The organism is Endozoicomonas sp. GU-1 (assembly GCF_027366395.1).
Lineage (GTDB): Bacteria > Pseudomonadota > Gammaproteobacteria > Pseudomonadales > Endozoicomonadaceae > Endozoicomonas.
Window position 1 is genome coordinate 5,388,852 of record NZ_CP114771.1, and the last position, 22,103, is coordinate 5,410,954.

17 protein-coding genes and 1 pseudogene are annotated in these 22,103 nt (G+C 47.7%); 7 read left to right on the forward strand and 11 right to left on the reverse strand.

Features of this window, described 5'->3' with window-relative positions:
- Nucleotides 1-283: 283 nt before the first annotated feature.
- From O3276_RS22550 to O3276_RS25575, 4 genes and pseudogenes are all read right to left on the reverse strand, one after another.
- The gene (locus O3276_RS22550; protein ID WP_269673314.1) at nt 284-1,660 is read right to left on the reverse strand and encodes an O-antigen ligase family protein; all 1,377 of its coding nucleotides are present in this window, start codon (nt 1,658-1,660) and stop codon (nt 284-286) included.
- An 11-nt stretch (nt 1,661-1,671) separates the two neighbouring features.
- Complete coding sequence (locus O3276_RS22555) at nt 1,672-3,102, reverse strand: lipopolysaccharide biosynthesis protein (protein ID WP_269673315.1); 1,431 nt, start codon at nt 3,100-3,102, stop codon at nt 1,672-1,674.
- Between the two features lie 5 nt (nt 3,103-3,107).
- Nucleotides 3,108-4,208 (reverse strand): glycosyltransferase family 4 protein, encoded by a 1,101-nt coding sequence (locus O3276_RS22560; RefSeq protein WP_269673316.1) that lies wholly within the window; start codon nt 4,206-4,208, stop codon nt 3,108-3,110.
- Nucleotides 4,201-6,296: pseudogene (locus O3276_RS25575) on the reverse strand (putative bifunctional diguanylate cyclase/phosphodiesterase). The gene O3276_RS22560 and the pseudogene O3276_RS25575 overlap by 8 nt, the downstream one beginning before the upstream one ends.
- 338 nt (nt 6,297-6,634) lie before the next feature.
- Between O3276_RS25575 and O3276_RS22570 the strand changes: the two are divergent.
- Genes O3276_RS22570 through O3276_RS22590 form a run of 5 tightly spaced genes read left to right on the forward strand, consistent with a single transcriptional unit; the run spans nt 6,635 to nt 11,056 of the window.
- Nucleotides 6,635-6,967 (forward strand): STAS domain-containing protein, encoded by a 333-nt coding sequence (locus O3276_RS22570; RefSeq protein WP_209199922.1) that lies wholly within the window; start codon nt 6,635-6,637, stop codon nt 6,965-6,967.
- Entirely contained in the window at nt 6,933-7,505 is a 573-nt protein-coding gene (locus tag O3276_RS22575; protein WP_269673317.1) for a hypothetical protein, read from the forward strand. The genes O3276_RS22570 and O3276_RS22575 overlap by 35 nt, the downstream gene beginning before the upstream one ends.
- Nucleotides 7,502-9,484: an SLBB domain-containing protein gene (locus O3276_RS22580; RefSeq protein WP_269673318.1), complete on the forward strand. Its 1,983-nt coding sequence runs from the start codon at nt 7,502-7,504 to the stop codon at nt 9,482-9,484. The genes O3276_RS22575 and O3276_RS22580 overlap by 4 nt, the downstream gene beginning before the upstream one ends.
- Entirely contained in the window at nt 9,468-10,352 is an 885-nt protein-coding gene (locus O3276_RS22585) for a polysaccharide biosynthesis/export family protein (protein ID WP_269673319.1), read from the forward strand. The genes O3276_RS22580 and O3276_RS22585 overlap by 17 nt, the downstream gene beginning before the upstream one ends.
- The gene (locus tag O3276_RS22590; RefSeq protein ID WP_269673320.1) at nt 10,349-11,056 is read left to right on the forward strand and encodes a CpsD/CapB family tyrosine-protein kinase; all 708 of its coding nucleotides are present in this window, start codon (nt 10,349-10,351) and stop codon (nt 11,054-11,056) included. The genes O3276_RS22585 and O3276_RS22590 overlap by 4 nt, the downstream gene beginning before the upstream one ends.
- A gap of 89 nt (nt 11,057-11,145) precedes the next feature.
- Here the strand turns inward: O3276_RS22590 and O3276_RS22595 are convergent, their stop codons facing one another.
- The 7 genes from O3276_RS22595 to O3276_RS22625 form a co-directional block, all read right to left on the reverse strand.
- Nucleotides 11,146-11,814, reverse strand: coding sequence for a SanA/YdcF family protein (locus tag O3276_RS22595; protein WP_269673321.1), 669 nt, complete (start codon nt 11,812-11,814; stop codon nt 11,146-11,148).
- A gap of 88 nt (nt 11,815-11,902) precedes the next feature.
- Complete coding sequence (locus O3276_RS22600; protein WP_269673322.1) at nt 11,903-13,081, reverse strand: glycosyltransferase family protein; 1,179 nt, start codon at nt 13,079-13,081, stop codon at nt 11,903-11,905.
- Nucleotides 13,082-13,164: 83 nt separating this feature from the next.
- The gene (trmA, locus tag O3276_RS22605; RefSeq protein WP_269673323.1) at nt 13,165-14,262 is read right to left on the reverse strand and encodes a tRNA (uridine(54)-C5)-methyltransferase TrmA; all 1,098 of its coding nucleotides are present in this window, start codon (nt 14,260-14,262) and stop codon (nt 13,165-13,167) included.
- 93 nt (nt 14,263-14,355) lie between these two features.
- Nucleotides 14,356-15,663: an NCS2 family permease gene (locus O3276_RS22610; RefSeq protein ID WP_269673324.1), complete on the reverse strand. Its 1,308-nt coding sequence runs from the start codon at nt 15,661-15,663 to the stop codon at nt 14,356-14,358.
- 283 nt (nt 15,664-15,946) lie between these two features.
- On the reverse strand, nt 15,947-16,147 hold the full coding sequence (locus O3276_RS22615; RefSeq protein WP_269673325.1) for a hypothetical protein: 201 nt from the start codon (nt 16,145-16,147) through the stop codon (nt 15,947-15,949).
- Nucleotides 16,148-16,306: 159 nt separating this feature from the next.
- The gene (locus tag O3276_RS22620; protein WP_269673326.1) at nt 16,307-17,278 is read right to left on the reverse strand and encodes a GIY-YIG nuclease family protein; all 972 of its coding nucleotides are present in this window, start codon (nt 17,276-17,278) and stop codon (nt 16,307-16,309) included.
- A gap of 165 nt (nt 17,279-17,443) precedes the next feature.
- A complete protein-coding gene (locus O3276_RS22625; RefSeq protein ID WP_269673327.1) occupies nt 17,444-18,862 on the reverse strand; it encodes an SDR family NAD(P)-dependent oxidoreductase in 1,419 nt (472 codons plus the stop codon).
- Between the two features lie 391 nt (nt 18,863-19,253).
- Here O3276_RS22625 and O3276_RS22630 point away from each other — a divergent pair, with 391 nt between their 5' ends.
- Together O3276_RS22630 and O3276_RS22635 are read left to right on the forward strand one after the other, a co-directional pair.
- A complete protein-coding gene (locus tag O3276_RS22630; RefSeq protein ID WP_269673328.1) occupies nt 19,254-20,264 on the forward strand; it encodes a polysaccharide deacetylase family protein in 1,011 nt (336 codons plus the stop codon).
- A gap of 20 nt (nt 20,265-20,284) precedes the next feature.
- Nucleotides 20,285-22,090 carry an HAD-IIIC family phosphatase gene (locus O3276_RS22635; RefSeq protein WP_269673329.1) on the forward strand — a complete coding sequence of 602 codons (1,806 nt, stop codon included), beginning with the start codon at nt 20,285-20,287 and terminating at the stop codon, nt 22,088-22,090.
- Nucleotides 22,091-22,103 lie beyond the last annotated feature (13 nt).

Genomic DNA, 22,103 nt, shown 5'->3' on the forward strand with positions numbered 1-22,103 from the left:
TGGAGTAAGCTCAATCAAGCAAGCAGTTCATCTTATATGGGGTGAACTCAACATGTATTGTATCGTCGCAAGCCAGCCCGGAATGGCTTACCTGTTAATAACGGCAAAAAACAATATTGAAACAGCCATATACTGTAAGTTGGTCAGAATTCACAAGAAAATAAAAATGGGGTTTATATAATGACCTTGATACGTTGTTTGATAAAGCCAGAGGAGCCAGAAAATTGAGTCAAAGGTAAGGGTGACGAAAAGCCTTAAGAAAACTGTCAAATGTTATAAATTTTTAATAATGGTTATCTGTGTAATTAGCAATAGCAATACTTATGGCGGTGATGATGTAGACCGGCCACAGAAAACCCTGACTTAAGAAGGTTCCCGATACACAGAAGCCGACCAGCCCAGCGTAGGTTCCTGCTGCAATGGCTGAGATATGGGGATCATACTCTGGTGTACCTTTACTTCGGTCCAGCCTTTTCAATGAGCCCATTATGGACATAAAAATGGTGAAAATCATAAAACCGAACAGGCCAAAACCGACAAAACCAGACTCTGACATAACCTGAAACCAGGTGCTGTGAGTAACATGGGCCTTACCCTCCGCCCGGCTGTGGGTTGCATAATCCCAGTAATTATCCAGAAAGAGATCGAGTCCAACACCCGTCATCGGGTTTCTCAGGGCCATGTTGAAAGCTGCTTCCCAGGCATGGATGCGTCCCATAGCTGACTCATCAATGCCATCCTCAGCAGCCCCCCCGGATTTACGATCACTGATGCCGGCAGCAGCTACCAGAATCATCAAAGCAAAACTGCCAATGCTAATGAGCAGTAGCTTCGATTTAATGATTCTAAGACCAAAGATACCAAATACGGCAACAGTCGCCAGTAAGCCTCCACGGCTTTGAGTAGCAATGATTGATGAAACAAAGACGATAATACCGGTCAGGCCAAGGAGCGTTCTGAACTTGCCGGTACCTTTGGTGGAAGCGTATGCAACGGCATAACTCATCGGAAAGCTGAGAACCAGCGACAGGTCATTGGGATCACCCAGGCTGGTACCTGGAATGGTGACACGGGTTTCCTCAACCATGCCAATACCATTGGCATTGTTATAAAGGGTGACAGCGCCAACTGCCAGGCCGGAACAAATGATCATAAAGTGCGCCAGTTTGAAGTGCCAGTGCTCGGTCATCATCCACGAGATGGCCAAAACCATGATACCTATTTTCATATACACACTGGTAAAAGCACCGAAAGCCGCAGGGGGATAGCTGGAAAATGCAATACCAAGCACAACCCAGCCGAAAAAACGAGCAAAAATGGTATGTTCGTGTCGCCAGTAAACCTTAACCTTTTCGGTCAGAAAAATATGCCAGGCCAGAACAAAGTATGAGGCCAGCGCTGTTAATAGCGGAATCTTTATGGGGTCCAGCTGTGGAAATACTTCATGAAGCCTGAAAAAAGAGAAGAGAATAAAAATCAGACAAACCACAAAGGGTTTGCGCAGGATAAACAACAGCCCCAATGGGATCACTGCCAGCGGCAGCAAGGCTATCGGGTGTGGGAATATCAGACTTGGCAGTGCCGCAAGTACGCAGTAGGCGGTGACAGTTACGGTCTGGTAGCGATTAATAAACAGCCGCTCAAGGTTGGGTAGCTGCATCCTTAACTACCCTAGTGCCTTAAGTACTTAATGGTGGTAAAAAGCTGACGACGAAAAAGTAGTAACTGTGTGGCACAAAACAGCAGTACTCCTGCCAGAATCATCAGGAACATTTGAGTGGCCTCATGCACCTGACCGGTCAACTGTTCCCGAAGTAGCAGTAAACCCACCAGCATAATAATGGAGCTGCAGAGGCTGGGAAAAATAGCGCCCAGTAACGATGATGCTTTCAGCTCAAATACTGGCAGGATGAGTTTCAGGTGGAAAGCGAAACTGATCAGGTTAATACCCAACCAGGCCCAGCATGCCCCGGCAACACCATATTGGATACCGTAGAAAAAAGCAGGAAGAGTCAAGATAGTTAACAGCAGAGTTTTGCTGTTTTTACCGGGTTCACCAATGGCGGTTATGCCAGTCGCCATCATTTCCGACAGCATCCGGAATGGGCTGGTCAGGCAGAGAATTTGAAACGGGATAATGGCAGCAGCCCATTTATCAGAGAGTACCAGGATGATCAGTTCAGGGGATATGGCACAGATACCGAGATACATGGGAAAAAGTACCAGACTGGCAAGCTGGACCGATTTATGCAGATACTGCCCAGCAACAGCACGTTCGTTCTGAAGTTTGGCAAAGGAGGAAAGCCCCAAGTGATTAAGAAGCTCGCCAATCTTTTCACTGGGAAGATTGGCCAGATTTATGGTTACAGAGAACACCCCCAGCTCAGCTTTGGTGAGCAGGCGGCCGATGCTGATGCTGCCAAAGATATTAATGAAAAAACGCAACACATCATTAATGGTGGCTACGCCACTGAATCCTGCCATTTTAGAAAAACCCTCGAAGCTCAATGCAGGCCTGATCCAGCAGGGAGCAATAAGGTTATAGCCGACGGTTAGTGCCAGACGCATAAACAGATGCCCCAGAATCAGTGACCATACGCCAAGACCTGACGCAGCCATGGTGATGGTGACGATACTGGTCATCAGGGTTGTATAAAACTGGACCTTTTCCCGCTCCTTGAACAGCATCTTGCGGCTTGCCATGGCGTAAGGCAGGGTATGGAATATCATAATAAGATGCTGGCAGGCGACTGCCTGGACAAGAATTGTCACTCTTGGTTCATCAAAGAAACTGGCAATAACCGGAGCGATTGAAAAGAAAATGCTGAAAAATACCAGACAGGAAACAATGTTAATGGTGAATGCCTGTCTGAGCCGTCTGGTGGTGAGTTCTTCTGCCTGAATGATCGCTTTGCCAATACCAAAGTCTCCCATCAGAGCAAATATACCGATAAAAGCCATGGTCATAGCCATAAGGCCGTAATCATCAGGTGTCAGGAGGCGGATCAGAATCAGTGTATTGAGCCAGGTGAAGATCTGCGCCACCAGGCGCAGCATAGCTCCGACTTTCAATCCTTTGATAACATTCTGGCTGAGTTCCATTTGGTTTATCCGATTGTGTGAGATCGATCGTGTTTGTTATTGGCAAGGCCGTGAACTGGCGACTGTTTGAGTGTGTCTGGCCAATCGTAGCCTTTTGTCTGCACGGTTTGCTGGTAGACATCAAGAATCTTTGGCAGGATCGCCTGACTTGAATAGTTATTGATCACCGTTGCAACACAGGCTTCCCTGAGTTGCCATTTCACGGCTTCTGGCAGTGAGTCCCAGAACCGCAGTAAATTGCTCATTGCATTAAGGTCGCCAACCGGAGACGTCCAGCCATTGAAGCCCTGGACAATAAGGTCCGGTAGACCTCCCAAAGGAAAACTGAGGACAGGCACGCCATGAGCCATGGCTTCAAGCGCCACCAGGGGCAACCCTTCAAAACGGGATGTGATACACAACAGGCCAATATCGCGCCAATGGGCTTCCATGGACTGAACCTGTCCCATGAACATGACGTTATTGACCTGCTGCTTTTGCAGCATTTTTTCCATTGGGCCACTGCCATAGAGCCGGAAGGGGAGGTGTGGCTGGTGCTTGGCCAGTTGCAGAAACAGGTCAGGACCTTTCTCGTGACTCAACCGGCCAACAAAGGCGATGGCTGTCCCCGAGGATGGATAATGTTCCGGAAGATCCACAAAGTTATCAATCCGATGGGGAGCACTGATCCATCTTCTGGCAATCTCATCACTGACGGCAATATTTTCAGAAATGGGGCTGCTTAGCTGATCAAGCAGTGAATATAACCGGACCATACCTTCACCCGGATCACCATTGTGAAAGGTGCAAACAATCGGCGTTCTTGTGACTACCGCAGCCAGGCGGCCAACAATACCGGCTTTGTACCCATGGGTGTGAAGTAACAGAGGCTGTGAGTCTTTGAGCGCTGAGATCAGCCCGGGTAACTTGCCGCTGAGATAGCGAAAACGGATGGCCGAGTCTGTTAAGGCCTGTTCAAGAGGGTGTTCAGCCTGATATTGCTGGTAAAACCAGATTTCTGCAGGCCAGCCACTGTTTTTCAGCGCTTTGCCAAGTTGGTAAACATGGGTCTCGATACCACCTGCCTGTCGGGAGTCCAGGAGTATGACAATGGGATGATCAGTCATTATTGTCTCCCGGCGTTTCATGTTCTCCACCCTCTACCTGCGTATTACCCGACAAGGCACGCTGACTTGATATGAGACTGATAAAGTCGTGGGCAGATAGTGGCTTTCCGTAGTAATAGCCCTGTCCTTCCTGACAGCCTTTGTTAGCCAGGTAGGTTTCCTGTTCAACAGTCTCTACACCCTCAGCCAGAACTTTCAGGCCGAAGCTCTTGCCAATCTGAACAATCGCTTCAACGATGCCACAGTTTTCGCGGTTATCAGGAAGATCTTCGACAAAGGATTTATCAATTTTGATTTTGTCGAAGGGAAACTGTTTAAGGTAACCCAGCGAGGAGTAACCTGTTCCAAAGTCATCAAGCGCCAGTGTTACCCCAATGTTTTTCATATTCTGGAGCTGGGCTTTCGATGCTTCCAGGTCATCAATAATGGAAGTTTCGGTCACCTCAAGCTCCAGGGTTTCAGGGGGAATCTGGTATTTATTCAGTAACAAAGTGATTCGATCAGCAATATTCTGATCCTGCAGTTGAATGGCCGAGAGGTTGACCGCCAGACGCAGGTTTTGATGACCGTCAAGGTGCCATTTGTTTAACTGTTGGCAGGCATTTCCAGAACCCAGTTACCAATAGGAATAATATCAAGACTGTGTTCTGCCATGGGAATAAATATATCTGGTGAGATCACCCCTTTCTCCGGGTGATTCCAGCGCAGCAAGGCCTCGGCACCCACCAGCTCACCTTTTTGATAGTTAAACTGTGGCTGAAAGGCCAGACTGAGCTCGTGGTTGTCAAGGGCCTGGTGAAGGTCCATTTCCAACCGTTTGCGCTGGCGGATTTCGGAATCAATAGTGGCTACATAGAACTGGTAGCGATTGTGGCTTCTGGACTTGGCCATGATCATGGCAAATTCAGCCTGCTGCAGGAGGGTGTCGACATCCTCACCATCATCAGGAAAGAGCGTTATGCCGACGGTAGCACTGATGGTCAGCTGCTCATTGTTAATCTCGAACGGTCTGTCAAGCTGCCTGATCAGAGACTGGGCCATCTCAGCAGCCTCATAGGGCTGTTCGATCTTTGATTGGATAATGGCAAACTGATCTTCACCTAATCGGCCAATATAGGCTTTATTGCCGATGCAGTTTCTAAGGCGATCCGAGACTTTTACCAGAATATGTTCGGCGGCATTGAAGTTGACCTGAGCATTGAGGGATTTAAAGTCATCCAGTCCGAGGCAGAGAATAGCGATGTTCTCATGCTTGTTGGTGGCCTTTTGAATAAATGTATTGATCTGGTTCTGCAGGGTGCGGCGATTTGGCAGTCTGGTCAGGTAGTCATACTGGGACAGCCGCATGATACGGGCTTCTGCTTTTTGACGCAGACTTTGATGGTAGTTAATGGACGTTAACAGTTTATTGGCCGTTCTGACCCAGAGACCTAACTCATTATTTTCATTACCTTCAGGCACCGGCAGTTGCTGTTGTCCCGGTGCTTCAGGGTCAATGCTTGATAAATGGCGAATCAAACGATTCATGGGACGAGTCAGCAACGTTGAGCAGATCAGGTACATTAACAGGGCCATTGCTATGGCCCTGATTATCCCGGCGAATACCACAACGACGGATCTTTGAATAAACGCCTTACCTTCATAGGCCGTATCAATGGAGAGAATCAATTCCCCAAAGTGTTCTTTCCCTGGTTCAAGTGGCTGGCGGTAGATACGGATGGAGTCAAAAATATAGTCAGAAAGGAGGCGATACCGGGAAGCGAAAATGGGCCTCTCTACCATGGCCAGATTTGACGTATCATCCAGTCGTATTGCTGCCACCTGCACAGATTTCATCTCCAACAGACCATTGAGCACTTCTTGTCCCATGTCAGTATCAAGACGATCAGCCGCCTTGCTGGCGGGATCATGGATCATTGCCAGCAATTCCCTGGCTTTTCGATCAATATCAGCGCTGGACAGGTGAGCATCCAGAAACACCTGCACAAGGCTCAGTAAAATGCCTAATGTACAGGCACAGAGAAGGACCGCCTTAAGCAGTTTGATGGAGAAGTGTTCTGCGGAATGCATGCCCTTCTGGGTAGCCATAAAAATAACTTTGATTGTTAGCCATTGATTCAGAGTTATTTGGATACAGCTTCATGTCTGAATGCTTTAAGGCGCGTTGTCTGATTGGTGTTTCTTACAGCCTTATGAATTAACTATAGGGTTTGCTCAGATTTCTGTTTTATAAAAAAAGGAAATTTTAATTATTTTTTAATTTCTGAGAATATTTCATGATCTTTTGTTCTTTTCTTTAAAATGTGACTTTTACAGAATGCATTTCTGTTCTTTTGTCTAATCTAATTAAATGTGTGTTGTGTAAAATTATGTTTTACTTTTATCAGGTAAACAACAAGAAGTATTGGAGTTGGGAGTAACAGGTAATGGATTACGCGACTTATCAAGCCAGCAGCTGTGATATTATTGAGCTGCATAACAAATTCAATGCAGAGACAGTGAATGAGGTTAGAGGTCACTTTGATCATTTAATTAAAGAGTGTGCAGGAGATGTCCTTGTTGATATGAGTTCTGTTAATGAACTTGATTCTTCAGGTATCGGTGCGCTGGTTTTTCTTTATAAGCGTCTAAAGACAGAGAGTAGAAATCTTGGATTGCTTGGTGTTAATGGAAAGCCTGACGAGTTATTGACAATGCTCAGGATTAACCAGACGATCAAGCAATATGAGAGTATTGAAGAGTATCTGTCGAAAAAATAAGATATCTTTATTTTTTTCTAACTTAATACCGGGTGGGAATTCTGCCGGGTGTCTGTTTATTTGTCTTATTTTTCCTTTGCTTCCCTCTTGTGTGATCCTGTGGCCACTTCATGCTGACCGTGATTATAGCCTTTCAGTTGATGAAAAACGCAGTGTCAGGGATATTGATCGATCCTATGTGATTAACTTATTAGAGATGAGTCAATCCAGATACCTTGAGCTCCAAAAAGCGGGAGGTGAATATTGCATTCCCGGGCAAATGAGCATAATTCATGATCTGCATCAGCTTGCTATTTATGAAATTGATGGTGACCTTCTCGGTGATGCCAGTAATCGATTAAGTGAATCATTTTCTACCCTGGAAAGGGTTCGTTTACTGATGGAAGCGATGGCTGAAGATGGAGGATGTCCTCTACAGTATGCAGCAGGACAGGATCAAAAAGGCTACAAACCATTACGATCGGATGATTCTGCGCTGGGGCTTTCAGACTGGCCTAGACCCGTAAACTTAAGGCTGTTTATGCGGGAGCCTCAATGAAAACGCTCTATTACCCAAGTATATGCGGCAAGCTGTTGCAAATTCTGGCAACCCTCTTGTTACTTGCCGTGTATTCTGGCGGAGTATCTGCAAATGCACCCATCGAAAAAGGTGGGGTGTTTCTCATAAAACTGAATGATGATGGTGGGACTTTTCCTCTGCTGCAGGTTAATGAGGCGATGGCAATTGCTTTTCCCGATGGAATGACTCTCAATTTAATGGGAATGGATGAAGAGGCTGCTTCTGCTGAAATACACAGGGAAACCCAAGAATCCTACAATATAGAGAGCATAAACTATATTGCCCCAAAAGATTTGATAAACATTGCCATCCTTGGCGATATCCAAAATCCTGGTAAGTACCCATTTCCCATTGACTCTTCGTTAACCAGCCTCAATTCATATCACTCTTTCTTTGATGATACGAACGTTGATGCAGACTTTACCCTGATAAGGAGCAGCCAACACATTAAAGTGTCGGCTGAAAAGTCCACACAATGGCAGCTGGAAGCCGATGATGCTGTTCTGATTTCTTTACGGGAGAAAGTCTCTGAAAAAGCAGTTGATCCGCAGAATCAGCAGGGCAGTGATAAAGGAATTTCACAACAATCTGATTTGGCAAATAATCAAAGCACTGGCATAGAAGCCCCCGCTTCGGTTACCCCGGAAAACGGAGAAGAGACTGTTCCGGAGGTGACTGAACCAGAATTGGCTGATTCGGAAGTAGCTGATCCGGAAGTAGCTGAGGCATCAGACGTTGGTGTTGATATGTCGGCAGTCCGGAAGAGAGATCCTTTGCATTATCAATTACAGTCAGGGGATATTCTGGTCATTGGGCTGCCGGGAGAAGAGGGGTTCAATACGAACTTTCTTATTGGTAGAGATGGGACTATTCATCTTCCTGAAATAGGTCAGTTGAAAGTAGCCGACCTTACATTAAGGGCAGCAGATAAAGCCATTTATACGGCGCTTTCCGATGTTTTTCTCGGCCTTGATAAACTGACCATCCATTTGAAGGAAAAACGGTTATTGATCAATGTACTGGGCTTTGTCAACGAACCTGGCGAAGTAGAGCTGCCCAGTACCGGTAATATTCAAATGGCGATTACCGAGGCAGGGGGCTTCGTTGATGGTGCTCAGCTGGATAAGCTGCAGCTGAGAAGAGATGGTAAAAAGATTATTTTTAACTTTAAGCGTTACCTGGATACCGGTGATCCCAGCGTGCTTCCCAAGATCAAGTCTCTGGATGAAGTTTTTGTGCCCACCTCGCCCGGCCTGAGCAGCGTTCACGGAGAGCCAAGGGTCGTAGATGATAAAGCGGTTGATTCTGTTTCTGACAGAACCGTAATCAAGGTATTTGGTGAAGTGATCAGGCCTGTTAGCTTCCCTTTCGAGGAAGGCATCAATGTTGTGGATGCCCTTTTGAAAGCTGGGGGTGTGACACGGTATGCCAATGTTGAGCAGATTCGGGTGCTTTCCGGTGTAGAACCCAAGATGTTTAACCTGAAGCAGTTTCTTGAAAGTGGTAAAGATGAAGACCTGCCAATATTGGATCCAGGGTCAACCATCTTTGTTGCCCAGCAGGTTGATTCTGTTTCTGGTGGGGCGCGTAAAGTTTATGTGATGGGGCAAGTTCAGAAGCCTGGTGCATTCGAAACATCCGAAGGCGTTGGCTTTCTCGATGTTATTGCAAATTCAGGGGGGCCTACCCAGTATGCCGATATTCGGTCGGTCAGGGTTCTTAAAAGTGATGGTACTGTGATTCCTTTTAACTTCCAGGCTTTTACTGAAGGTCGAATCAAGGGTTTTCCTCCCATTGACTCGGGAGATGCGGTGTTTTTCCCGGAAAAAGGTCCCGAGAGTGATCAGTCCTGGATCAAGCTGAAAACATCAGGCTCACTGAAACTTCTGGGGGCTGTCAAAAAACCGGGGGCGCTACGAGTGGGCTCCATCGGTAGATTTTATGGATTACCTCAGTAACGCGGGAGGCCCTACGAATAATGCAGACCTTGCCCATGTAAAAATTATCAAGCCAGGCCCCAATGGCGAACGGAATGTCATTGAGTTCAATTTGCAGGAGTTTATAGAAATTGGTGGGGCGTGGTCGGATATGCCGGAACTGACGGGTGGCGCAACGATAGTTATTCCTGAGCTGCCTGAAAACCCGACATCCAATAAATCAACCTGGCTTAAATTACCAAAAGAAAATGCTATCTATCTGCTGGGGGCTGTTTCCAAGCCAGGGCGATTTGCCTTTAATAAGGAAATGGGGTTCCTGGATATAATCTCTGCAGCCGAAGGACCATCTGCAGAAGCTGATCTGTCCCAGATACGGTTGATTCATCGAAATGAGGGAGCCCCGAAGGTCAGTAAACTGGACCTGGTTCGATACTTTCAAACGGGTGATGATACTTTGCTGCCAGAAGTGAAGCCCGGCGACACTATCTTCTTCCCATCCAGCGAACGGAGGTGGGTTGAGAAAGATCCTGAGGATACGGTCAGGATTATGGGGGCCGTTTATGTAGCAGGCCGCTATGACTTTACCAATAATATGACCATTCTGGATTTACTGGCAGAGGCGCAGGGGCCAAAAGAGACTGCTTATATTGAGAAAATACTCATTGTAAATAGCTCCTGTTGTGAAAACCGATCGACGACATTTGATCTGATGGATTTTATGAAAGATCCAGATGCTTCACGGTTACCGGTGTTGAGGGCTGGTGATACGGTTTTTGTGCCAGAGCTAACGCAGTCGTACTGGCATATCATCATGGAGCGGGTTGCTGATGCGGCCACTATTTTGACGGTCATTCAATTCCTCTGGAATTTGGGATGGATTACGCCATGATCAAGCTACCCATAAACTATCTGGAGATTGAAGAGATATACGGCAATAGTATTGGTAAGGGGCTGCGTTCGGTTGCTATTACATCCGCCAACCCGGAGGAAGGCTGCAGTACCCTGGCTTATGCGTTAAGTCAGCGCAGTGAAGTCGATGGTAAGCGGACGTTGCTGGTGGAAGTGAACATGCTGCACCCTGAGCTGGGTGATATTTCCGGACATATTCATACCGACTGGTTGCCAAATCCCCAGTCTGCTGATGGCTGTATTATGCGTTCGGACGATGTGAACCTGGATATACTGCCAGCTCCTTGTGACACAGATGTACTTGGATTCCGCAGCATTGCTAACATGAGTAAGTTAATGGAACATTGGCTGGAAAATTATGACGCAGTGATTTTTGATACCTCCCCGGTAAATGCCAGGAATCGTAATAACATTCCCGCTGAGTCCATTTGTGCCATGGTTGATGGGACAATCATGATCGTAATGGCTGGAGTGACTCGGCAAACACAATTCAAAACGGCACTGGACAGGCTGACTCAAAATGATGTGTCATTGATTGGCGTTGTTTTTAATGATTTTCTAAATCCTCGCCTGGCTGATGAAATTTGTCGGGAAACCCGTCGGCTGGACAACTGGTTTCCTAATGCCATGCAGAAAATCAGAAGTTACGTTAAAAAATCTTCGTTCTTTAATATTAACCTTTAGGGGTTGTGTCCTCCTTTTGAATATTTTCATAATGTTTTTTATGCAAATAATGTTCTTGCCCGTAAATAGATGAAAACGGTATTGTTTGATCAGGTAGGGGGCGTAACACCTATCTCAATGGTCGGGCCAAGGAATTTAGGGCCAGTATTGAGAAAATGTACCTCCAGCACAGCCAGTACCCTGGCAAGCATCTCTCTGGCTCTATTGCTGATATCAATGTCATAGCCCTCGCCCGCATTAAAGGCAATGGCGTCAATATCATGATTCATGGCGATATAAAGTGCCCGCTTATTGTGTGGAGCCTGGGAAATAATAGTAAAGCTATCCAAATCAAAAACATGATGTGCCCTGAGAACGGAATCAAGCGTTCTGAAACCGGCATAGTCGCGATAGATGCGTTCTGCAGGGACGCCTTTCTTTAGCAGGTCACGCCTTATAGTGCTTGGTTCATCGTAAAAACGGGTGCTGTTATCGCCGCTGATGAGAATGTAATCAATCTTACCCGCTTGGTAGAGTTGGAAGGCTGCTTCCAGCCGGAGCCGGTAGTGGTCATTGAACCCGCCCAGGCGAGAGTATTTGCTGGTACCCAGCAACACACCAACCTGATTATAGGGGAGCTTGCTCAGGTTAGAATACAGGGCGTCATTGGTGGCCCTGGCTACCATCAAATTGCAAAGTGCAGTCAACGCCAGCAAGACAATGGTGGAGAGAATGGCCAGCCTGACAAAAATCAGTACATGGGGTATTCGGACACCCATCGTAAACCTTCAACGTGAGTCACACCATCCTGAGTAGATCACATTGCGTACATTCTATAAAGGCAGTGAATCAAAAAACTCTCTATTTTTAATCAGACATTCGTCTTAGCTCATCAATCATCAGCTTGGTTATGGTTTTGCTGGGAGCATCCGGTATGCCCAGGCTTTCGGCAACCGCCGGTGGTCTGAAGCCCCTGATGTGAGCATAAATCATGACGGCCAAAGGACCCGCACTGGATGCGCGAATGGCCAGCTGTTCGGTCAGCATCAGGTTCTGATAGTCTTCATCAGCCACATAGATGACCGGCTTGCCCCGGTAGATGGCCTGCTGGGCGACGGATGATTTATGGACAATAACCGCAGAGGCAATGGTGCTCAGTGATGCGGTGGAATAAGTGCCGTGGTGTAACAGATGGACATTGCCGTCCGATTGGGCCTCAATGATCCTGCGCTCAAGCTCACCATCAAACTTGGGGTGATATGAAACCAGAAAAAGAATGTTTGGCAGCTTCCTTGTTGCTGCAATAAAGGTTTGAAAAGCCTTGGGATAGCTGCTGCTGTAGTCACCGGCAAACAACACTACAGGCTGCTCCGGGTGTATATTGAGGGTGTCGCGTAATAGGAAAATATCGGTCTCATCATAGACTTTGTCCCAGTCTTCCAGTACGGGCTGTCCGGTAACGGTCACTGTTGCTCCCAGGGAAGCAGCGATACTCTGAAAGCTAAGCGCGGTGGTTTTACTCGGGACATGGAACTCATCCAGGTAACTCAGCTCTTCTAAAAAAGGCTGTACATAGCTGATGGAGTCAATTGGCTCAAAATTATCATAAAATGCGATGACCCTGGCACCTCTTCTCTCCCAGATATTGGCAATCTGAGCCTGTGCCCGACTTGCCATACCGGTATAGACAATTTTGGCCGAGATGCTTTCAGCGAGTTGGTAAACCAGCTTCTGGTTCAGCAGATGGTTGCGATTTTCATACAGCGCTTCGTTGTGGGTCAATCTATCGAATGGAATCAGGGCCGGGTCATTTTTGAAGACTTCAGCAGCACGGCCCATTGCCAATATCCGGTAGGGAATATTGGCGTTTTTCAGTTTTTCCTGAATACGCAGGAAAGCGTTGCTCTCACCCTGGTCATAGGCCACGAACAATACCGCAGTTTTGATATAGTCCGCATCGCTGCTGTAAGAAGTCGGTGCAAAGAAAAGCCAGAAAACAGAGAAAATGATGGATGCTGGCAGATATTTCAGCTTGTTATTTTTCACGTGAGGCTACCCCGGAGAACTTCAGTAAAACTTTTTCTTCCTAAGAATCAAAGTAGGAGTCTCGCCGGGGAGTGTAAATCTGACTATTTCCGAATCAGATGAACGCCCATTTCAGCGTGATGAGTGTATGGGAACTGGTCAAAAAGGGCGATTTTTTCGATTCTATGGGTCTGGCAAATGGTTGACAGATTTTGCCTGAGCGTTTCAGGGTTGCAGGAAATGTACAGGATATTGTCGAAATTCTGCACCAGCTTTTCTGTTCCTTCATCGAGACCTGCCCTGGGAGGATCCACCAGAATGGTTGAGAAATCATAGCTGTCCAGGTTGATCTCGCTCAGGCGGCGAAATGCCCGTTCCCTGTTCATGGCCTGGGTCAACTCCTCACTGGATAGACGGGCGATTTCCACGTTTTCTACATTATTCAGCGTAAAGTTATCTCGGGCCGAATGGACTGAGGTTTTGGCAATTTCAGTGGCCAGTACCCTGGTAAAATGCCTGGCAAGCACGCAGGTGAAATTCCCATTCCCGCAATAGAGTTCTAACAGATCACTGCTACTGTCGGACGTAATTGCCTGTGCGGCTCCACTGGCCCAGGCAAGCATATGTTCATTAACACTGGCATTAGGCTGGGTAAAGCTGTTTTCTACCTGGGTGTAATGGAATGGTTTGCCCTCCACGGTCAATGTTTCAGTGACATAGTCTTTATCCAGCACCAGTTTCTGTTTGCGGGCACGTCCAATAATGGCAATGCCAAACTGTTCCTGCAGTGCTGTTGCTTCCTGTTGCCACTGATCATCCAACTGGCGGTGATAGATCAGTGACACCAGGGCTTCCTTGGTCTGGGTGGTGAGAAATTCAACCTGAAAAAGCCGTTTTTTCAGATGGCTGCTGGCGATGATCGCCTCCATCAAGGGCATCATTAACCGGTTAATGGTTTCGGAGCCGCTGGGAAAGGAGGTGACTTCAAAGGGCTGTCTGGTTTGTGGATCGAACATCCGGTAGTAGCAGTGATCGCCCTCATGCCAGACATGAAACTCTGCTCTCATCCGGTAATGGTCCGGCCTGGAGCGGAAAAGTTCCAGTTCAGGCATATCAAATTCGGCAAACTCGCTGCAAATGCTGCTGGCCTTTTGGGCCAGTTGCTCTTCATACCTTTCGGGTTGGACTGTTGGTAGGGACATAGCGCTAGTGATCAAATAAAAACGGCCCATATTATGGGCCGTAATAGCATGGGCGTGAAGCGTGGTTTATGACTGGATGCTTAATGGTAATGTTTACATCACGATTTTGGCCAGACACACTACACCAACAATGTAGGAGGTAACCGGTACCTGACGATAGTTGCCGCTCAACAGCTTCAGAATGATGTAAGAGAGCATGCCGATAATAATGCCTTCGGCAATACTGTATGTCATTGGCATAAACAGCAGGGTCAGGAATGCCGGGATAGACTCGCTGAAATCATCAAGATCGATATCCTTGATCGGCGACATCATAAACAGGCCAACCAGCACCAGTGCCGGAGTGGTTGCTGCACCGGGTACCATCAGGAACAGTGGCGACAGGAACAGGGCAGCCAGGAACAGGCCTGCTACGACCAGGGCGGTCAGGCCGGAGCGACCTCCGGCAGACACTCCGGTAGCGCTTTCCACGAAGGTGGTTACGGTGCTGGTACCCAGACATGCACCCGCTGTCGTGGCCACCGCATCAGCAAACAAAGCCTGCTTGCAGTTCGGTACTTCACCTTTGTCGTTCAGCATGTTGGCTTTAGTGGCTACACCCACCAGGGTGCCTACTGTGTCGAACATATCAACAAAGAGAAAGGTAAACAGGACAATGGCCATGTCCGAAGTAAACACCTGGTCCCACTGAAACTGGAACAGAATGGGGGACAGATCTGGAGGTGTCAGGCCGTTGCTGAAGTCTGGCGTCGAGGTGACGCCCAGGGGAAGGCCGATCAGGGTGGTGGCTACGATACCCATCAGCAATGCACCACGGACATTTTTAACCAGCAGGGTGCCGGTAATCAGGATACCGATCAGGGCCAGCAGTGGCTTTGCATCAGTCAACGAGCCCACCGATACCAGGGTCGCTGGGTTTGCTTCGACAATACCGGCATTCTGAAGGCCGATAAAGGCAATGAACAAGCCGATACCGCAGGAAACCGCTTTTTTCAGGCTCAGGGGAACACTGTTCACAATGGCCTCACGGATATTGAAAGCGGTCAGAAGCAGGAAGATGATGCCTTCAAGAAAAACCGCAGTCAGGGCCATTTGCCAGGAGTACCCCATGCCGAGCACGACACCGTAAGCAAAAAAAGCATTCAGCCCCATGCCCGGAGCCAGGGCAAAGGGCAGCTTTGCCCATACCGCCATGACCAGAGTACCGATAATCGCAGAGAGGGTGGTGGCGGTGAATACAGCACCAAAATCCATGCCGGCATCTTTAAGAATCAGGGGGTTGACCACGAGAATATAGGCCATGGTCATGAATGTGGTGAAGCCTGCAATTACCTCGGTTTTGGTATTCGTGCCATGAGCTTTCAGGTCAAAATAATTCTCTAGAAAATCCCTGCCGGACATAAGTTACCTTCAGTGTTTACATCAGTGTTGCATTCTTTTCATCAGAAAAGGCGTTCTGAATAATTGCTTGTTCGGGCGTTTTGAAAATCAAATCAGCTTATATCTTTTATTACTAGTTATTAATAAGTATTTATTCTCTTTAGTAGTCAGTGATTTAAATGAAGCGACTGGTCAATAAATGATCAGTTTATTGTTGTGGACATGTTTTGCAGTCTGCGGGGTGTTTTCCTGCGGGGATTAACAGAGTTATCCACAGATGTTGTGGTTAACTTGATGCTGCTACCTATTGAGAGGGTGTGTGGCCAGGCATTGAATGCTCGATGTCTTTTCGTATCTGCTGCATTTTTAAGGCAATTTGATCACTGCGATGGCTGATCAGGATCATTCTCTGCTCGAATCGTTGCAGAACACGGCAGGCTTTCCGGAGTTTGTCAGGAAGTGTTCGTTGGGGGTGTTCAAGTGAGAGATCGTTGGGCTTGTTCATAGCCCAAGTATAGATGTGAGCTTGGAGGCTGTCCGAGAATAGACTGCCCTACTGCGGTGGCTCCTGGAAATTTCTGCCATCCTCGCTGCGGGCGCTATTCTCGGACAGCCTCGCAGGGTGGCCGGCACGTTCAGGGGAAGAAAATGCCGGTATAAGGAATCAGGCAGCGACAGCCACGCTCTGGCTATTCATGCCCATGGCTCTTGTGGTGAGTTCTGCCAGCAGTTGTTCAATTTGCTGGCGATCGGATGCCTGGCTATCCGACGTCTTCTGGGCCCTGGCTTTGCGGTGCCGCTCAATGGCTTCGCGGATGCGTTGTTCCCTTGGGTCAAGCTCAATAATGATCTCTGGTTCAGCCGCTTTCACTGGCTCAGGCAGCAGCTCAACCACTTCGATCTTAACCGGTGCGGGAGCGGCTGGTTTGCTGTTGAGGAGTTCAACCGCATTGCTGTCTCCTGACAGGACGGCGTTGGCTGCTGCCTGAATGGCTTCAAGCTGGGCCGAAATGTCATCGCTGAGACAGATGTTGTTCATTTGCACAACGGCATTCACCTGAGAGCCATTTTCCGGTTTTGCCACTGGCTTTTCTTTTCGGGCTTCTGCTGCGTTTTCCTGTGCGGTAGCAACATCCAGTTTGATGTCCGGTGATCTGACGCGTTCAACAGAAACAGGCGTCACTGGTTGTGCAATAGCGGGCTGTTGTGGTGTTGCGGTTTTCTCTTCCGTCTGCTTTTTCGGCTCTGGAGAAATCTCATCAAAGTCATCCATGTCGCCGTCGAACTCGTCAAAGATGCTGGCAAGCTCTTTTTCCAGGCTGGATTTGCGGGTTCGTGTTTTCTTTTTAGGCTGGATCTTGACGGTGCTGGTTCTATAGCCGCGGAGGCTGCGGGCATTCAGCGTTTCAATGGCTTCCTGTTCAAGCGCGTTCAGCTCATTGCGGTCATCTACGAAATCCCACTCTTCAACAACAAAGCTATCCCTGCCGTGTACACGGATCTCCTGGTATAGCGGGTAGTCAAGATTCTGCTCGGCTGCAGCCACCATTTTTTCCCATTGGTCAACCAGGTCATTGCGGGTTGACCCAACATAGACTTGAGAGGTGGTTTTATTGGTGACGGTGAAGATAATCAACGCTTAAGACCTTGCTGTGACTGAAACAGGGGCGCGATTATACCTGTCAATCCCTTGGTGTGCAGGGGGAAATGCTCGTATTTTTCTGCTTTTTCTACCAGTAGCGTTTATGGTTTTGGAAATGGTCAGTCCTGAGAAAGCGTTTGATTATTGGTTTGTTTCTTCTTATGGCATGTGGTGTGCGCGAAGTTCATCCAACATCACAGGAACAGGATCCAGTTGATCTTTTTTCATAAGGCTTGCGGTCTGGTCTGTCGTCATTTTTGGCAGTCTTGGCATAGAGACTCTCAAGCCCTTGTTATTTTTTGACAAAAAGCGGCACACCGTTTCCCCGGCAGCCTTGGCTACTGAATACTCAGCCATGTCCAATGGCATAGCATCAATCATAACGGTGGAAGGATAAAAAATGTGGGCAAGACCCTTCGACAGCAGTGGGGTAACTGTTTCAACAAAACCCTTGACGTAGTAATCAGAAAAACACTGGTGCTGTTCAGAAGAAAACTGCCCCGGTGAGGCTGCGATAAAAGGTGTCGCAAAATAATAAAGATGGCTGGGATGCAGATCTGTATGATCCGCCAACACCGCTTCCCAGTTTGGAGACAGGACGTTGAAACGGAAAGTGCTTGCCTTACCGCCATTGCTGCGGATCTCATTAACCAGCTGTTCTGCTTCATCTCTGCCACGGTAAAAACTGATGAAGACCTCGGCTCCACCGGCAGCCAGTAACTTTGCGACAATTTCCCCTAACCCCCTTGAGCCACCTATGATGATGGCTTTCTGGCCGACAAATTCGTCCCGTTTCACCGTGTCTTTGATCTGTTCACAGGAAGCCTGAACGACAGGGGGAGGGCGTAAAAATGCCCGGATATTGCCGATGAATCCGGGGGTTGTCAGGTCAATAAAGGCCATTGAGAAGCGCTCATCATACTCTGCGGTCTGGTAAGCAAATGTTGTTGTGTTTTTACCTTTATCAGAGGCATATAAAGAGAAAAAAGAATAGAGAGAATTCAGCCCGGGGCAATGACCGCCAACCAACCGGGTGCTGGCAAGCATGGCTGCCGTACAGACCGGGTCAAGATAAGCGGCAACATTTGGCAGTAATTGCGACAAATGGACATTGTCGTAAAATAGTTCCAGTTGGCCTTTCGCCTTTGCTACCTCGGCTGCTGTGAGTTCCCTGGGTTGGGCTTCGGGAGCGAGGCCTGACATGCACTGTCTTTGTTGTAGATCCCAATCTTCTCGGGATATAGGCTTGCATTGCAGTTTAACTTTGGACAGCAGGCTGGATTGTGAGCTGATTTCGATCAGTTGATGGCCGGATTTTTCACTGAACTTAACCAATACATTCTCACTCAGAATAACCGGCTTTTTGAAATCAGCTTCCAGGGAAAGAATTGTCGTTGGTTTCGGGGTGGCGGCAAGAAAGCAGTCAAGGGCCCAGAGCAGTGTATGAATGCCATGCACTAATGGTTCGCCAAACATATATCTTCGTGAGGCTATTTCATCAATATGAAGCGGATTGTAATCACCGGACAATTTTGCAAATGCCAGCTGATCACTCAGGGTAAACAGGCGAGTTATCATAGGATGATTCCAAAGCATCATCATAAGTAGTTAACCAAATGAAATCGTATTTTCTGACTAAGTGGGCAGTCACCCTGCGGCGTTACAACTACGGTCACATAGCTACGGCTATGCTCCCTACGTTGTGCCTTGCATAGTAACTGCCCACTTAGCCAGAAATATACGATTCCATTTGGCCAACTACTTACAAACTGATGTAAGTGCTCAATCAATAAAGTACTGGTCAATAAAAATTTCTGCCGTTCTTTGGCCTATATCATCGCCTTGTCACATCGATTCTTTAAATATAAGCCGATTAAGTTTCTTTCCATTCTGGCGATCATTACACGTAATGTTTTTAAAGCTTTTTAAGGCAACAGCGGTTAAAGTAGAGGGCAGAAGGAAGTGATTTATGTCGGGATGGAAAAACAGTCTTTATAAATTGCTGGTTAAATCCGGTTTGACTCATCTCACCGCTTACTTTAACCGTCATAAGCTGGTGATTCTCTGCCTGCACTCCCTTTCACTGAAAGACGAACACTTATTCTGGCCGGGCGTCTTTATTTCACGGGATAGGCTGATCCCTATTCTGGAGTTTCTGAAGCACTCACGATACAACGTCATAAGTCTTGCAGAGGCACAGCGGCATTTACAGGGAGAAGTGACTTATGAGTACCCCGTGGTCATTACCATTGACGATGGCTGGTGGGCAAGTGTCGCTGAGTTACTGCCTGTGCTTGAGGGCTACCAATTCCCTTCAACTACCTACGTAACCACCTATTACTGTGATCATCAAATAGCGGTCGTCAATGTATTGTTGCAATACTGGCTCTGGAAAAAGCCGGTGGATACCATAAGTGTGTCTTTTAATGGTAAGGGTTATCAGTTTACCGGCAGTAACAGCGAACTGGTTAAGAAGATCGAGTCCTGTATCCGTGACTTTGATGACCAGACCAAAATGGCATTTCTGGCAGTAATTGCTGATTTTCTCGGTCAGGATAAGACCGATCTCACTGATCGGCGTTTCCATAACGCCAGCTACGATGAGCTGGCCCGGGTCGTGCCAAATCCACTGCACTCAATTCAATTACATACTCATAGCCACCGACTTCCGGAAGATACGGCAGGTATCCAGCGGGAAATAGAGATTAACCGGGAAAAACTGACGGTATCGTTGAATCCATCCTATGGAGTGGATCACCTTTGCTATCCCAGTGGTATCTGGCAACCGGGGCACATTCCTGAGCTGGAGGCGCTGGGGGTGCGCACTGCGACCACTCTGGATGAGGGGCTTAACCATCGTGGTGAGCATTTGCTGAAACTGAAAAGGAACCTGGTGATGGATAACCGGAGTCTCGACCAGCTTAAAGTCACCATGTCCGGTATTATGGATATGGCCCGGCGTCTCAAACAAAAATTATGATCCGCGCACAGGAAGGCAACATGGATGACAACACTGATCAGCGACTGTCGTATCCACTGGACTATCCATTTATTCAGCGTCACCAGAAGAAATTGCGTCGGGAACTCAGGGCCGGATTATCCCAGCCGGTACTGCGGGTGGCGGTGCTGGGCGGTTCTACCACGCAGGAGGTTAGTGGCTATATTGAGCTGTTTCTTTTGCAGGCTGGCGTCAATGTGGAAATCTTTGAGTCGGATTACAATCGGTTCTACGAAAGCGCTTTATTTGACGATGGAGAGCTAAAAACGTTTGATCCCCAGATTATTTACCTTCACACCAGTAGTGTAAATATTACCGAGTGGCCCGCTATTGCCAGTACACAAGAGTCCATTGATGCCTTTATCGAACAGTTTGTTCACCGTTTTCAGAGTGTCTGGAGTGCACTGACACAGAAATTTAATGCCTCGATTATTCAAAATAACTTTGAGCTGCCCGGCACCCGGCCATTGGGTAACCAGGATGCCATACAGGCAGCGGGTCGGAGTTACATTACCCGGCAGATCAATCAGAGATTTGCCGAGCATGCGCAAAATGCGTCGGGATTTATCCTTCATGACCTGAATTATCTGTCGGCCAGGTTTGGCCTGGATCGGTGGTACGATCCGGCGCAATGGTATTCCTATAAATTTGCCATGAGCAGAGAGGCATTTATCGAAGTAGGGTACAGTGTTGCCGCTCAGATCAAGGCTGCTGTCGGTCTGGTTAAAAAAGTGGTTATCTGTGATCTGGACAACACCATGTGGGGCGGGGTGATCGGTGATGATGGTCTTGATGGTATACAGGTCGGTGCGGGAAATGCGAGAGCGGAAGGATTCAGTGATCTGCAAAGCTACCTGAAGGCGCTCAGGGAGCGCGGCATACTATTGGCAGTCTGCAGTAAAAATGAGCGACAAAATGCGGAGGATGGTTTTGCCCATCCGGACAGTGTTTTGAAACTTGATGATTTCAGTGCCTTTCAGGCTAACTGGAATCACAAACCCGGGAATATTGAGCAAATCGCCAAGGACCTGAATCTTGGCCTCGGTGCGATGGTATTTCTGGATGACAACCCGGCTGAACGGGCGATAGTGGCGCAAAGCCTGCCCGCAGTAGCGGTACCGGATATTGGGGCTGACAGCACCCGCTACATTCATTTTCTGGACAAGAGTGGTCTGTTTGAACAAGCGTCATTAAACCATGATGATTTTCAGCGAGCCAGCATGTATGCCCAGAACCGGCAGCGCATCGAACTGGAGAACTCTTGTCAGAGCTATGATGATTACCTGAAATCGTTGCAAATGACCGCGATTATTGAGCCGGTAAATCCAATGGCATTGCCAAGGGCCGCACAGCTGATCAACAAAACTAATCAGTTTAACCTTACCGGTTTGCGATTTACCGAACAGGAAGTGGCCGGCTTTATGGACTCTCCCGATTACCTGACACTTTATGGCCGACTCACGGATCGCTTTGGTGACAATGGCATTGTTTCCGTCATTATCGGCGAACGTCAGGGTAGTGAACTGCATGTTCGCTGCTGGGTAATGAGTTGTCGTGTGTTTAAGCGGGAGATGGAGGCAGCGATGCTGTCAGAGCTGCTGTTATTGGCTAAAGACAATGGGATAGAAGATGTCATCGGTCACTATGTCCCCAAAGAAAAAAATGGCCTGGTAAAGGACTTCTACCAGGGCTCAGGTTTTCAACTTTTGCATGGCTCCGACGATAACAGTAGTCAATGGACGTACAGCATCGACAGTGAAGTGCCTGAACGTGATATTCCCATCACGATAAACCCGGCGACAGAATAGGATCGTAGAAGGA

Excerpts from the sequence above, each read along its gene's own strand:
- O3276_RS22595 (WP_269673321.1), bottom strand. The coding sequence starts at position 11,814 with ATGGGTGTCCGAATACCCCATGTACTGATTTTTGTCAGGCTGGCCATT.
- O3276_RS22625 (WP_269673327.1), bottom strand. The coding sequence starts at position 18,862 with ATGATAACTCGCCTGTTTACCCTGAGTGATCAGCTGGCATTTGCAAAA.
- O3276_RS22610 (WP_269673324.1), bottom strand. The coding sequence starts at position 15,663 with ATGTCCGGCAGGGATTTTCTAGAGAATTATTTTGACCTGAAAGCTCAT.
- O3276_RS22635 (WP_269673329.1), top strand. The coding sequence starts at position 20,285 with ATGGATGACAACACTGATCAGCGACTGTCGTATCCACTGGACTATCCA.
- O3276_RS22550 (WP_269673314.1), bottom strand. The coding sequence starts at position 1,660 with ATGCAGCTACCCAACCTTGAGCGGCTGTTTATTAATCGCTACCAGACC.
- O3276_RS22630 (WP_269673328.1), top strand. The coding sequence starts at position 19,254 with ATGTCGGGATGGAAAAACAGTCTTTATAAATTGCTGGTTAAATCCGGT.
- O3276_RS22580 (WP_269673318.1), top strand. The coding sequence starts at position 7,502 with ATGAAAACGCTCTATTACCCAAGTATATGCGGCAAGCTGTTGCAAATT.
- O3276_RS22570 (WP_209199922.1), top strand. The coding sequence starts at position 6,635 with ATGGATTACGCGACTTATCAAGCCAGCAGCTGTGATATTATTGAGCTG.
- O3276_RS22555 (WP_269673315.1), bottom strand. The coding sequence starts at position 3,102 with ATGGAACTCAGCCAGAATGTTATCAAAGGATTGAAAGTCGGAGCTATG.
- O3276_RS22615 (WP_269673325.1), bottom strand. The coding sequence starts at position 16,147 with ATGAACAAGCCCAACGATCTCTCACTTGAACACCCCCAACGAACACTT.
- O3276_RS22575 (WP_269673317.1), top strand. The coding sequence starts at position 6,933 with ATGAGAGTATTGAAGAGTATCTGTCGAAAAAATAAGATATCTTTATTT.
- O3276_RS22585 (WP_269673319.1), top strand. The coding sequence starts at position 9,468 with ATGGATTACCTCAGTAACGCGGGAGGCCCTACGAATAATGCAGACCTT.
- O3276_RS22590 (WP_269673320.1), top strand. The coding sequence starts at position 10,349 with ATGATCAAGCTACCCATAAACTATCTGGAGATTGAAGAGATATACGGC.
- trmA (WP_269673323.1), bottom strand. The coding sequence starts at position 14,262 with ATGTCCCTACCAACAGTCCAACCCGAAAGGTATGAAGAGCAACTGGCC.
- O3276_RS22560 (WP_269673316.1), bottom strand. The coding sequence starts at position 4,208 with ATGACTGATCATCCCATTGTCATACTCCTGGACTCCCGACAGGCAGGT.